This window comes from Companilactobacillus kedongensis (assembly GCF_003946625.1).
In the GTDB taxonomy this organism is placed as follows: domain Bacteria; phylum Bacillota; class Bacilli; order Lactobacillales; family Lactobacillaceae; genus Companilactobacillus; species Companilactobacillus kedongensis.
Genome location: NZ_RHOR01000001.1, coordinates 42,679 through 57,633, shown reverse-complemented (window position 1 = coordinate 57,633; position 14,955 = coordinate 42,679). Strand labels below are relative to the sequence as shown.

General features: G+C 35.7%; 7 protein-coding genes and 1 other annotated feature. Of the genes, 1 reads left to right on the top strand and 6 read right to left on the bottom strand.

The features are described from left to right. Positions 1–8: 8 nt before the first annotated feature. From EKM60_RS00255 to EKM60_RS00230, 6 genes are all read right to left on the bottom strand, one after another. Positions 9–3,569: a BspA family leucine-rich repeat surface protein gene (locus tag EKM60_RS00255; RefSeq protein WP_164508276.1), complete on the bottom strand. Its 3,561-nt coding sequence runs from the start codon at positions 3,567–3,569 to the stop codon at positions 9–11. Between the two features lie 88 nt (positions 3,570–3,657). Further along, positions 3,658–7,179, bottom strand: a complete 3,522-nt coding sequence (locus tag EKM60_RS00250) for a BspA family leucine-rich repeat surface protein (protein WP_125711539.1) — start codon at positions 7,177–7,179, stop codon at positions 3,658–3,660. Positions 7,180–7,365: 186 nt separating this feature from the next. Further along, a complete protein-coding gene (locus tag EKM60_RS00245) occupies positions 7,366–9,291 on the bottom strand; it encodes a copper-translocating P-type ATPase (protein ID WP_125711538.1) in 1,926 nt (641 codons plus the stop codon). 15 nt (positions 9,292–9,306) lie between these two features. Continuing rightward, positions 9,307–9,678 carry a cupredoxin domain-containing protein gene (locus EKM60_RS00240; protein WP_125711537.1) on the bottom strand — a complete coding sequence of 124 codons (372 nt, stop codon included), beginning with the start codon at positions 9,676–9,678 and terminating at the stop codon, positions 9,307–9,309. A 570-nt stretch (positions 9,679–10,248) separates the two neighbouring features. Further along, positions 10,249–11,634, bottom strand: coding sequence for an argininosuccinate lyase (gene argH / locus EKM60_RS00235; protein ID WP_125711536.1), 1,386 nt, complete (start codon positions 11,632–11,634; stop codon positions 10,249–10,251). After that, complete coding sequence (locus EKM60_RS00230; protein ID WP_125711535.1) at positions 11,634–12,860, bottom strand: argininosuccinate synthase; 1,227 nt, start codon at positions 12,858–12,860, stop codon at positions 11,634–11,636. The genes argH and EKM60_RS00230 overlap by 1 nt, the downstream gene beginning before the upstream one ends. 290 nt (positions 12,861–13,150) lie before the next feature. Beyond that, positions 13,151–13,383, top strand: a binding site (T-box leader). A 115-nt stretch (positions 13,384–13,498) separates the two neighbouring features. On the opposite strand from EKM60_RS00230, the gene brnQ reads away from it, so the two are divergent. After that, complete coding sequence (gene brnQ / locus EKM60_RS00225; protein ID WP_125711534.1) at positions 13,499–14,896, top strand: branched-chain amino acid transport system II carrier protein; 1,398 nt, start codon at positions 13,499–13,501, stop codon at positions 14,894–14,896. Positions 14,897–14,955: the final 59 nt, after the last annotated feature.

Here is a 14,955-nt window from a genome sequence, read left to right as displayed (position 1 = left end):
TTTTTTATTTAATCTATATCATTAGTTTTAACGAATTCATTTGACGAAACTCGATAATAAGGTTCACGGCCAATTTCAACAGACTTATCAGTCTTATAATCCGTATCAGGTGCTAAGGTAGATCCAACACCATTACCGTGTTCATCATATACCGGTGTAGCACGTTTTGAATGAATCACTCTATCACTATCTTGATATTCGTATACTTTATCATCTGGGATAAATTCATTAGTTGATACACGATAATACTTTTGACCATTAAATATCGCATAACGATCGGTCTTCCAATCAGTGGCTGGTGCCAATTTACGTGCATTATTTACATGTGCATCTTTCAATTGCACTTCACTACCTTGATAAGTTCTAACTTTAGAAATGTGTTCCACGTATACATACACATCATCAGATTTGACCCACTCATCTGTGGATACCCGATAATAAGTCTGACCATTTAAGGTCATTTCTTGATCATTATGCCAATCGGTATTGGTCCCTAATAATTTATTTTTAATGAGATTACCGTCAAAATCATACAATTGAACCTCTGGTCGATCACTGAACGTGGCGCTAGTTTGGTCGATATCCTGAACGATACGATTTACTGGTTCACTGTCTGAATTACCGGAACTGCTACTATTATTGCCTGTATTAGGTGCATACGAAACATTGATTGTTAGGGTACCAGATATTTGCACTTCTCCATCAGATACCAATCCAGAAAATTTAATAAATTGATCTACTAAATCTTTTACGTTTTTACTTATTGGAATGGATGTAGGCAGCACTCTGTTAAGACGATCAAAAAACTGCTGTTCAGTGTAATTCATCTCACCGCCGGTCATTTCAATACTAAGAGCTGTTTTATCTGGATCCAATTGCTTAGTCGTATCAAGATTTTTAAGTCCTACACTATCTTTAATTGCATTAGGATCTCCAGCATTTAAAACAATCGGCTTCGAGACATCACTTATTTTAATAATAAATGGAGCCTTACTCTTTACCCTGACCGTATAAACTAAATTCTTGGCTGCGGCTGTCCCGTAGCCTGGAATTTGAACTTCCAAATCGTATCCATCCGAATAATCTGTTCCATCGTCGCCATAATAATAAGTATCTAATTCATATCCTGGTATTGAAATGCCACGCTCACTAAATGTAGGAATACTAACATTCCAACCTTCACGAGTTTCATCGCTCAAATCATAAGCTGGGTTTAGGTCTTTGCCAGTATCATAGTCGACATACTTTACTTGATAATCAACATATTTACGTTCAGCGATGACCCATGTCTCATCAGGTCCATCATTATTACTGTATGTCTTCATCATTTCATTACCATCATGAAGGATCAAATTACCTTGTGGGTCTTCATCAGTACCATTACCGACGTTATACCAGCCTTTATAAATATCAAAATAACTTAGGCTAGAACCATTCAAATTTACTTTATCATTCAAAACCAATTTATAAAGATGTTGAGCACCACCAAACATACCATCTTTATCAGCAGTAGTCGGAATATTAAAATTAGAGAAATCTAGTAAATGTAATTTATCACACTGTGCAAATATTTCTTCCATACTTAAGCTAGGATCTTGAGGATCATCAAACTTTGGTAACTTTAAATTTGATAATGAAGTGTCAAGTGCAAATAAATTATTTAGAATTTTTGCATTATTAATACTCCACTTAGATAAATCCAAACTTGTTAGGGAAGTATCATTATTAAACATGTAAGAAAAATCTGAACCTGAATCAACATTCCAAGATTCCACAGGATGAAGTGTCGTTATACCTTGACATCCAGAAAACATGGATCTAAATATTTTAACATTTGAAGTATTAAACTTATTCAAGAAAGCTAAATTATCTGAAGTTAAGCTACTATCACCCGCAAACATAGAATCAAAATCATTTGCGTACTCTGTAGACACTTCGGGCCAAATGATCGTAGTCAAATTAGGACATTTTTGAAAAGCATCCGAATATCTTTTTACGTCATTAGTATTAAGTTTAGATAGATCGACCTTTACCAGATCGTGACAACCTTCAAAGGCACGCATAAATCCATATTTATTAAAACCGTTACTATCTATAGTATCTTTTAATTTAGCATTCAAATTGCTTAAATCTATTTCTGTTAACTTGGTTGCACCATCAAACATAGATGACATAGAAATAAGACTATCACCTACAAAATTTGATAGATCTAGTTTTCCTTTAAGATTAGAGTACAAAAACATACTGCTCATATCCTGAACTTTTGAAGTATTCCATTTTTGTAATTTAGAACTGTCAAAATCATCCTGTACAAACATAAACGACATATCAGTTACATTTGAAGTATCGAATTTCTCTAATCCAGCAATATCGGCAAAACCATTCCCCGAAGAACCAATTGCATGAAACATATTTGACATATCAGTTACATTTGAGGTATTAAAACTAGAAACATCTAGATAATGCAGGTTACTATTACTAGCAAACATACTATCCATATTAGTAGCTTTACGTGTATCCATTCCTATAAGATCTAATGAACTTAAATTTGTATTATAGAACATATCGGAAAAATCAATAACATTTGAAGTATTAAATATCTGACCATCAGCGTTCCTAGTATTCAAGCTAGTCAAACTGGTACAATTTTGAAACATACCTTTCATTGAAGTAGCCTTACTTGTATCTAGTTTTCCTAAATCAAATGATTGTATATGGCTATTTGCTAAAAAGTTAGTAAAATTAGTCACATCTGAAGTATCAAGATTTTCTATATTGTCAATCTCTGTAGCTTGTGAAAATTCAAAAAAGCTTGAGATATCTCCATGTGCTATAACTTTTCCATCAAAGGATATTTTGTTAAACGATTTATCGGTACCAGTGAAAATTGAGTTATTTGTATTATTTTTTTCATTTATTCGTTTAAAAGCTGCGTCATAATCTGACTGAGTGAATTCACCACCAGTAATGTGTAAAACTTGATTATCATCAACATAATAATAACAACTGCCCAAGGATATAGAACCTGCGGGAACTGTTTTGGGATCAGTCTCCTGTGTTACTTGAGTCTGATTTTGTGGTGCAATATTATTGTCTGTATTACTGACTGGTGACTGTGCACTTGCCTGTGCAACTGGTGTTGAAGTCTTAATATCATAATTAACTTTTACTTGAGGTGTAGAATTATTCGATCCTGTCTCCACAACTTGATTATTATTTTGACTACTGTTCTTGGTCACGGTTGTTGGATCAGTATTATCTGTATTTTGTTGAATATTTGTCGTATCTGGAGTCAGTGTACTAGTCTGCTCAGAAGTTGAATTTTGAGTTTCAGTACTATTCTCTGTATCAACTGGCTTGGCTGCTCCTTGTTGTGCTCCTGTATCGACACTTTGAGTTTGAACAGTTGGAACTGTATCAGCTGAAACATTGATAGCTTGTGTTGCACCGAAAAGAATCAACCCTCCGGCAAAACTTAAACTGGATTTTATCACCCAATTTTTCCCTGATTTGTATAATTTCTTTTTTAAAATAACATTTGACCTACGCTTTAATTGTTGAAATCGCATTCCAGTCACTTACCCTTCTACCATCTATAATAGTCCTTTAAATAAATTAATTAATAAAAAAAAGACGGAATCTCCGTCTTTTTTAAAATTAATCTATGTCATTAGTTTTAACGAATTCATTAGTGGAAACTCGATAATAGGGTTCATTGCCAATTTCAACATACTTATCAGTCTTATAATCTGTATCAGGATTTAAAGTACGTCCAATACTATTACCATGTTCATCATAAAGCGGTGTAGCACGTCTAGAATGAATGACTTTATTACTATCTTCATACTTATATACTTTATTAACAGGAACAAATTCATTAGTCGATACTCGATAATACTTTTGACCATTAAATATTGCATAGCGATCAGTCTTCCAATCAGAAGCAGGCGCTAATCCACGTGCATTATTTACATGCGCATTCTTCATTTGAACGGCACCACCTTGATAAGTTCTGACTCTTGATAGGGATGCTACATATACATAGACATCATTAGCCTTGACCCATTCGTCAGTCGAAACTCGATAATATTTTTGACCATTCAAAGTCATTTCTTGATCATTGTACCAATCTGTATTGACACCTAATTTCCTATTTGCAATGACATTACCATCAAAATCATAAAGTTGAACCGCTGGCCTATCACTGAAAGTAGCACTGGTTTGGTCGATATCTTGAACAGCACGATCCACTGTTCCATTACCTGAATTGCCATTATTGTTATTAGTATTAGGAACATAAGCTACATCAACTGATAAATTACCACCCGACAATACTTCTCCATTATTTAAAATACCATTCAAATCAAAAAACAGATCGATTAGATTTTTAATATTTGTAGGTGCTTTCTTTTGGTATCTATCAAAGTACTGTGTTTCAGTATAATCTCTATCAATATCACCTGACATTTGGACATGCAGCATTGTTTTATCAGGATCCAATTGCTTAGTGCTATTTAAACCTTGCAATCCTTTATTATCTTTAACGACTTCATTAACGTATAGAACAATTGGATTTGATACGTCACTGATTTTAATAGTAAATGGATCTACTTTAGGAACTCCAACTGTATAAACTAGATTCTTAGCAGCAGCAGTTCCATAATCTGGGATCGTTTCAGTTAGATTATTCCCATCCCAGTACGAGATACCCTTATCATCATAATATGTTTCTGCATCATAACCTGGTAACAAGATCCCATTTTGCTTAAGCGTTGGGATAGATAAATCCAACCCCTCACGGTATTGGCCACTTATATCATAATCCGGATTCAAATCTTTTTTCGTATCGTTATCAACATATTTAATCTGATAATCAACTATCTTACGTTCAGCAATAACCCAAGTATCATCAGGTCCACTGTTGTTACTGTACGTTGACATCATCATATTAGCATCATGCAGACCCAGATTACTCTCAGGTTCATCGTCAGTATCAGTGCCAACATTATTCCAGCCTTTGTAAATATCAAAATAGCTTAAATCAGTACCATCTAAGTTTACCTTTTTACTCAAAACCAACTTATAAAGGTGTTTAACATTGCTAAGCATTCCCTCTTTTTTAGCATCTTCTGGAATAATAAACTTTGAGAGATCTAGCAGATTCAACTTATCGTCAGCTTCTAACATATATTCCATATTTACATCGGAATTTTTAGGATCAAAGTTCGGCAATTTCAGATTGGTTAAGGAAACACAATTTCTTATGAAACGTTTTAAAATAATTGCATTATTAATATTCCAGTTTGATAAATCTAACTTCGTCAACAAAGAATCACCCTGAAACATGGATGAAAAGTCTGTTCCAGAACTAACGTCCCAAGACTCCACAGGTTCAAGAGTAGTTATACTAGTACAGCCATTAAACATATTATTAAATATAGTTACATTTGAAGTAACAAAGTTTTTCAAAAAATCTAACTCATCTGTCGTTAAACTACTGTCTCCACTAAACATTTGACTAAAATTAGTTGCCTTATCTGTCGTTTCATAAGGCCATTTAATTGTAGTTAATTTGGGACAGCCAGCAAAAAGTGTCGTGTAATCATTTACATTCTTACTATTAAAATTATCTAAATCGACTTCTTGTAAATTGGAACAATTATAAAATGCACTCGTAAGCGCCGTTTCAATATTACTTTCAGTCGGAACATCAACTAACTTTGAACCATCCAAATTACTTAAATTTATCTTAGTTAAGTATTTTGCTCCTGAAAACATATCTCTCATACTAGTAAGACTCTCACCAACAATATTGGGTAGATTCAATTCCCCTTTAAGAGTAGAGTCCTGAAACATTCCATTCATATTTTCTACTTTTGATGTATCCCAGTGTTGTATTTTAGCTGTATCAAAATTATCATTTGCAAACATGTTTGACATATCAGTAACTTTGGACGTATCCCATTTATCTAATCCTTTGATATCAACAAAACCATCTCCAGAAATTCCGATTGAATGAAATACATTACCCATATTAGTAACATTGGAAGTATCCAAGCCAGAAACATCAATTGTTTTCATTTTAGAGTTTTGAGCAAACATACCATTGATATTATTTGCACTACTAGTATCTAATCCTGTTAAATCTATTGATGTTAAATTTGTTTGATTAAACATATTGGAAAAATCGGTAACTTTTGAAGCATCAAATATTTTATTAGTTGAACTATTTATAGTATTCAAACTATTCAAATCAGTACATCCAGAAAACATACCTGACATTGATGTAGCCTTACTTGTATCCAATTTTCCCAAATCAAATGATTGTATTTTACTATTTGCCAAAAAGTTACTAAAATCGGTTACATCTGATGTATCAAAATTATCTATATTGTCTATTTCGGTTGCCTTTACACTGTTAAAGAAGTTTGCAATACTGCCATGTGCTATAACCTTTCCATCAAAAGAAATTTTATTATAAGGCTTAGCGATGCTATTAAAAATTGAACTAACATTTTTACTCGTAGATCCATGTATCCGGTCATACTCTGCATCATATTGCTCTTGGGTAAACTCACCAGCGGTAATATGTAAAACTTCGTTATCATCAATATAATAATAACAACTACCCAGCGAACTTTTATCAGCAGGAAGTGTTGCTTCCGTAACCTGAGTAGTTACTTGATTATTGTCAGTTTGTTCTTGTACTGGTGATTCTGCATTAGCTTGTGCTATTGGTGTTCTAGTCTGCACACTATAATTAGATTTTACTTGAGGTGTAATATTGTTAGATCTTGAATCAATAACCTGATTATTACTTTGGTTAGTATCCTTTGTGACAGTTGTTGGATCAGTATTATTTGTATTTTGTTGAGTATTTGAACTTACCTCAGACGGATCTGGAGTTGGCGTATTTATTTGTTCTGTAGTTGGATTTTGAGTCCCAGATTTGCTTTCATAATTCGGTTTAGAAGCAGTCTGTGGTACTTCAGTATCTACACTCTGGCTTTGATCTACGGGAACTGTATCAGCCGAAACATTGATAACTTGTGTTGCGCCGAAAAGAATTAATCCCCCTGCAAAACTTAAACTGGATTTTACTATCCAGTTTTTACCAGACTTATATAATTTCTTCCTTAAAATAGAATTTGATCTATGTTTCAATTGTTGAAATCGCATATCAGTCACGTCCCCCTCTTATACCCTTTATAATAGTTCTAATTTAGGACTGAAAACAAAAAAAGACGGAAATTTCCGTCTTTTTTTACTCTAATATACCTCATTAATCTTTACAAATTCATTTGTTAAAACAAGATAATAATTAATCCCAATTATCTTGATCAACGAATTCTTCAGATTATTTTATTATGCAAATTTAGCTTTACTAGTAATTTTAGCTTTATTTAATAACATTGAACTTGTCACAACAGACAAGGAACTAAAGGCCATTGCTAAACCGGCTAATTCTGGACTCAGGGTTAAACCGATTCCATAAAAGATACCCGCAGCAACTGGAATTCCTAGAATGTTATAAATGAATGCCCAGAACAAATTGAGTTTGATTCGATTAAAGGTTTTCTTACTCAATGCTAAAGCACGATCAACATCGCGTAAATCATTCTTAACCAAGACGATTCCACCAGATTCAATAGCAATATCGGTACCTGAACCCATGGCAATACCAACATCTGCGACGGTCAAGGCTGGAGCATCATTGATACCATCACCGACAAAGGCAACTTTACCATCTTGTTGTAGTGCTTTAACATGATCAGCTTTGTCACTTGGCAACACGTCAGCAATAACTGAATCAATTCCAACCTGTTTGGCAACTGCATCGGCTACACGTTTGTTGTCACCAGTTAACATAACGGTCTTTAATCCACGAGCCTTTAAATCGGCGATTGCTTCTTTAGACGTTTCTTTAGGAGCATCTTGAATGGCGATCAAACCAATAATTTTATTTTCAACTCCGACAAAGACAACTGTTTTGGCCTCTTCTTGAAGTTTGATAACTTGTTGCTCTAATTTAGCGTCAATTTTGACATCGTCTAACAATTTATCATTTCCAACAAATGATTCCTTATCATCGATCAAGGCTGAGACACCTTTTCCTTCAATTGCTTTGAATTGACTGACCTTAGGTACGGAAACGTTATTTTCTTCAGCTTTTTTAACAATTGCTGAAGCTAAAGGATGCTCTGAAGATTGTTCCAAACCAGTAGCCACCTTAAGAACAGCTTTTTCATTTCCAACAATATCTGTAACTTCAGGTTTACCAACTGTGATAGTCCCTGTCTTATCAAATACAACTGATTTGATGTCGTTAACAGCCTCAAGGACTTCACCATTTTTGATCAAAATACCCATCTTGGCAGAACGTCCAGTTCCAACCATTAGAGCTGTTGGAGTGGCTAATCCCAATGCACATGGACAGGCGATCACAACAACTGCTACAGCAAAGATCAATGAACTAGCAACGCTGGCACCCAAGAGAACGTACCAAACTACAAACGTTAAAATAGCGATGATCAATACTGCAGGAACAAAAATATCTGAAACTTTATCGGTTAAATTTTGAATTGGAGCATGACTGTTTTGAGCCTTCTTAACAAGTTCAACGATTTGTGAAAGCATCGTATCATCGCCGACTTTTTCAGCTTTAAACATGAAGGTACCATTGCTATTGATAGTCGAACCAATAACTTTATCCCCAGTTTTTTTAGAAACCGGCATGCTTTCACCAGTGACCATAGATTCATCAATAGTTGATGTTCCTTCAGTAATCATCCCATCAACGGCAATCTTTTGACCAGGCTTTACACGGATGATATCTCCTACAACAACATCTGAAAGTGGAATCTTAACCAATTTACCATCACGCATAACCTCAGCGTCCTTAGCCTGAAGATCAACCAACTTCTCAACTGCATTAGAAGCATTATTTCTCATTCGTTCCTCAAAAACTTGTCCTAATAAAACAAAAGTCGTTACAAAAGCAGCACTCTCAAAGAAAACCGGCTGTTTTGTTACCATAGCGTAAATACTGTACACATAGGCTGTAACAGTACCAATGGCAACTAATGTATCCATATTTGAATGATGCTTAGTAAAAGAAGCCCAAGCACTCTGCCAAAAAGGTCTAGCTGAAATAACCATGATAACTGTCGTTAAAATTAATTGTGTCCAATTACCACCCGGTAACATCCAACCAAATGGCATTAAAATCATATTGGCCAACATTGGTAATGAAAATATTAATGATATCCAAAAACGTTTTGTAATTGACATACTATGATCCCCTAACTATTTGATGATCAACTTGCCATGGAACATATCCATTCCACAAGCCCATTGATATTCTCCAGCTTTGGTAGTATCAATTTTGATCTCTTGCTTTTCATTAATAGGTAAAGCTTGATTGATTCCAAAATCTGAGAAAACTACACGATCCAAACAACTGGATTTATCTTTTCTCGTAAAATTAAGTGTGGCTGGAACGCCTTTCTTTAAAACAACAGTTTCAGGTGAATAGCCACCATTGACCTCAACATCAATACTTTGACCCTTATCAGAAACATCTGCAGATATTTCTGCGACTTCATGCTTACCAAAGAACCACCAACCTATAAATCCTATAATTGCTAAACCAACGATCAAAACTAAAATTTTTACCATAATGATTTCCTCTTTCCCTTGTTTACATTTGTAATCCTTGGTTATATATTATTCTTTGAGTTTACAAATGTCAACAACTAAGATGGATGTTTTGGTTGCCGCCTACGAGTTTGAGTAATTCCACCTGTTACGCGACCGTCTTCAGCCAAGGTCTGAAGACTCGATTTTGAGCTTTGCTACCGCAAATCTCAGAATCGTCGGTGATGTACGAACGGAAAATCACCGTTCTACATCACTTGCGCAACTGTTTTCATTACTCAAATTCTTCGGCTATACAGACTGGAAAATAAAATCCTTAGATACACAGAATTCATAAAAGTTTCTGTATAATTAAGGATTATTTATTTTTAATTTATCCGTGCAGAACGAGCCGGAGGAAGAGCGATAGTTGACCCGCAGTGACAATGGCGTTGAACGGCGTAGCCGTTCTTACGGCATCGGTGATTCTGAGATTTGCGAAGGCAAAGCTCAAAATTGAGATTCCAGACCTTGGCTGGAATCGGCCGCACAGCGGGTCAACTATCGCTCTCCCGTAGGCAGCAAAAAAGGAGCCTCTATTCGAGGACTCCTCTATTTTTCTGCCAACTCTAGTTTGGCTTGTTGGATTTGTTTCTTTACCTGTTCAAAACCTGTTCCGCCATATGAATTTCTTCTAGCTACAGCAACTTCCGGTTGCAGGACCGGATAGACATCTTCTTCAATCAATGGAGAAATTTTCTTAAACTCTTCCATTGTGATGTCTTGCAAGTTTCGATGCTCTTCAAGACCTTTCAATACCAATTGGCCAACTATCCCGTGGGCTTCTCTAAATGGAATACCTTTGGTAGCTAAATAATCAGCCAATTCTGTTGCATTAGAAAAATCATTAATAGTAGCGTGATACATCTTGTCTTTATTAACTTTCATAGTGGAGATCATTCCATTGAAGACTTTCAAGGCTGGCAAAAGAGTTTTGACTGTATCAAATGTACCTTCTTTGTCTTCTTGAAGATCCTTATTATATGCCAATGGTAATGATTTCATTGTCGAAAGCAATCCTAAAAGATGTCCGTATACACGTCCGCTTTTACCACGGATAAGTTCAGCCATATCTGGATTCTTCTTTTGAGGCATAATTGAGCTTCCGGTTGTATATTGATCACTCAATTCTAGATACTTAAATTCATAACTGACCCACATACTGATCTCTTCACAAAAACGTGATAAATGCATCATTAAAATTGACGCATTACTCAAGAATTCCAATGCAAAGTCACGATCAGATACGGCATCTAATGAATTAGTATAAATACTACTGAATCCTAATTCGTCGGCTGTGAATTGACGGTCGATCGGGAAAGTAGTTCCTGCTAAAGCTGCAGCACCTAATGGTGAAATATCTGCGTGTTTCATATTGAATTCAAATCTTTCAACATCACGTTTTAGCATTGAATAGTAAGCCATCAAATAATGACCGTATGAAATTGGTTGAGCATGTTGCAAATGAGTATATCCCGGCATAACTGTTTCAACGTTTTTATCCGCTAAATCAACTAAGCTACTCTGGATAGTTTTGATTTCTTCAATGATCTTAGGCAAACGATTCTTTACATAGAGATGGAAATCAGTTGCAACTTGATCATTCCGTGATCGGCCGGTATGAAGTTTACCTGCAACTGGTCCGATTTCATCAGTCAAAATACTTTCGAGATTCATATGAATATCTTCGTTTTCAACTGTAAAGTGAAGTTTACCTGCATGTAATTCTTCTTGAAGGTTTTCAAGTCCAGCGATAATTTGATCACTATCGGATTCATTCAAAATCTTCGTTTTCTTAAGCATTTTAACGTGTGCCAAAGAACCCTCAAGATCCTCATCAGCCATTAACTGATCGAATCCAATGGAAGCGCCAAATTCATCGACCCAAGTTTCAGCTTGAGCCTGGAAACGTCCACCCCAGAGTTTTTTAGTACCCATTATTTTACCTCGTCTTTATTCTTATCAGCATTTTTGGCAGCTACTTGAGCAGCAACTTCTGTTGGAAGACCCCATAATTTGATGAATCCTTCAGCGGCCTTTTGGTCAAATGAATCAGCTGATGTATATGTAGCAAGGTCAAGATCATATAGTGAATTCTCTGATTTACGTCCTTGAATCCAAATATTACCTTTAAATAATTGTAATTTGATAACACCGTTAACATACTTTTGACTTTCGTCTAAGAATGCTAGAAGTGATTTCATTAATGGTGAGAACCAAAGACCATTGTAAATGATCTCACTTAATTCTTTTTCAATAACTGGTTTGAAATGACCAAGGTCACGTTCAAGAGTTAGATCTTCAAGTTCTTTATGAGCTTTGATCAAGATCATAGCTGCTGGTGCTTCGTAAACTTCACGAGATTTGATACCAACTAATCTGTTTTCGATGTGGTCAATTCTTCCGACACCATTTTCACCACCAACTGTGTTGATTTCTTTGATGATATCAGCAAATTTCATTTCAACGCCATCTAGAGCAACTGGAACACCTTTATCAAAGGTAATTTCAATACTTGTTGGTGTATCTGGTGTTTCAGCGATTGGTTTTGTAATACCAAAGGCATCTTCTGGAGCTTCTGCCCATGGATCTTCAAGAACTCCACATTCATTAGCACGTCCCCAAATGTTGGCGTCAATTGAGTATGGTGAGTCCAAATTGATAGGAATAGGAATATTGTTTTCCTTAGCGTAATCAATTTCTTCTTCACGTGACCAGTGCCAGTCACGAACAGGTCCAAGAACATCAAGCTCAGGTGCTAAAGCGTGGATTGCTAGTTCAAAACGAACTTGATCATTACCCTTACCGGTACAACCATGAGCAATGGTGTCAGCTCCTTCTTGATGTGCAATTTCTACTAACTTTTTACTAATCAGAGGTCGGGATAGAGCGGAGAGCAAAGGATATGTTCCTTCATAAAGGGTATGTCCTTGTAATGCTACTAAAGCATATTCGTCGGCGAATTCGTCTAGGGCGTCGATTGAGAAAGCATCAACCGCACCCACCTGAATCGCTTTATTTTTAATAAATTCAGGGTCTTTACCCTCTCCTACATTAATACAGCAAGCAATAACATCGTATCCTTTGTTCTTAAGCCAAGGAATAGCAACTGATGTATCTAAACCTCCTGAATAAGCTAAAACTACTTTCTTTGTTTCTGTCATAATATTGTTCCCTCCGTTGATTAGAAAAAAATTAATTTTGTAAAAACACCCTAACATTAAATTGTTATGATTACAACCTTCTGAAGTAGTCATTTTTTGCAAGCGGTACCGAACCCCGTGGTATCAACGACTTCAAAAAAATATTTTTTTAGATATTTTACGAAATTGAAATCATTATAAAGTAGAAGAAGCAAATCTTCAAGTGAATACTAAGAAAATAAATTAGAAATAAATTAAGTAAAACCCTTGAAATCTAATTTTCTTGTGAATATAATATGAGCCATAAACAAAAACAAACGTTGAAGAAAAAAGTAGAAATCTCAACTACGCCCAGTGAGTCATGGTTAGTGTGAAGTGACCGTTAAGAGAATTTTGAAAATCATTTCTGAGTTCGATGTCGATAATGTAGATCATCGTGGTTGCCACCAATATCAGGCTAGCGGATAAGTTTGTCCGTTATTTAAAGTGAGTAGTTTTTTTGACTACTCAAAAAAGGTGGTACCGTTCTACTTGAGCCCTTTTCCTTAGTTGGAGAAGGGCTCTTTTTTTTCTTATAAATTTGAAAGAGGTGGTTGTTTTGGATTCTGATATTAGTGGCATTACGCAGATTAGGCTTTATAACATTAGGAGGGTTTGTTATGCAGAACGATTTAGTAGAAAAGAAATCAAACAAGAGTAAGTTTTTTCAATTATTAGTAGTTAGTTCCCTTATTTTCGGAATGTTTTTTGGATCAGGTAATTTGATTTTTCCAGTCCACTTAGGACAAATGGCTGGGAACAATTGGTTCTCAGCCGCAGTTGGCTTTGCAGTTTCAGGTTCACTCTTTCCATTATTGGCTATCTTGGCCGTTGTTGTCACCAAGAGTGATGGCCTATATGATTTGGCCAAACCAGTCGGCAGACATTATGCTGCCTTATTCTTAGTCCTAGTACATTTGACTATCGGACCATTCTTCGGTACTCCACGTACCGCTGCTACAGCTTACGAGATGGCCGTTAAACCATTTTTACCAGCACAATTTGATCGTGTCAGTATGTTAGTTTTCACCGCACTATTCTTTGGAGTTGCATATTTATTAACCGTTCATCAAAGTAGTTTATTGAAGTATGTCGGTAAATATCTGAATACAATTTTCTTGGTATTATTAGCTATCGTCTTCTTAGTAGCATTTTTGAATCCCATGGGTGGATTGAATCATATGCCTACTACCGCTTATCAAACAACCTCTACTGTCAGTGGTATGTTAGAAGGTTACAACACAGTTGATGCCGTTGCTCTATTGGCTCTAAGTGTCACTTTCGTGCATGCTGTTCGTAGTCTTGGTTATCGTGATAAAGAATTATCAAAAGTTACTGCTAAAGCTGGTACTTTAAGTATCGTTCTTGAAGTTTTGATCTATCTAGGTTTAGTTTTGTTAGGTGCTTTCAGTTTGAATAAAATGAAATTATCTGCCAATGGTGGTAATGCATTATCATCAATCGTTAATTTATACTTTGGCAATTTTGGAGCCGCATTACTTGGTGTCCTAGTTACACTGGGCGTCTTCACAACTGCAATGGGCCTTGTCGCATCATTTGCCCAAGACTTCCATAAATTATTCCCTAAGGTTAGCTACCTAGTTTGGCTACGTGTTACATGTTTTGTATCATTTGCTGTTGCTAATGCCGGACTAGATACTATCATCAGCTGGTCATTACCAGTTTTGATGTTACTATATCCTCTATCACTTGCTTTGATCTTAGTTTCATTAACGGTCCACGCTAAACCATACGCTGGAGTCGTTTATAAAATGACCATCGCCTTCACAGTTGTACCTGCAGTCCTTGATATGTTGAATTCATCACCTGCTGTTGTTACTAACTTGAGTTTCGTAAAATACTTATTAGGTGTTTACCATCAATATCTACCATTTGCCAGCTTAGGTCTCGGTTGGGTCACACCAACATTATTAGGATTTGCTGTTGGATTATTGTTAGGTAAGATGGGAGTATTTGTTACTAATAATAAACGCGTTACACAGGAGTCTAAGTATTAATTCCGACTCCGGTTATGAGTAATTCCACCTGTTACGCGACCGATTCGAGCCAAGATCTC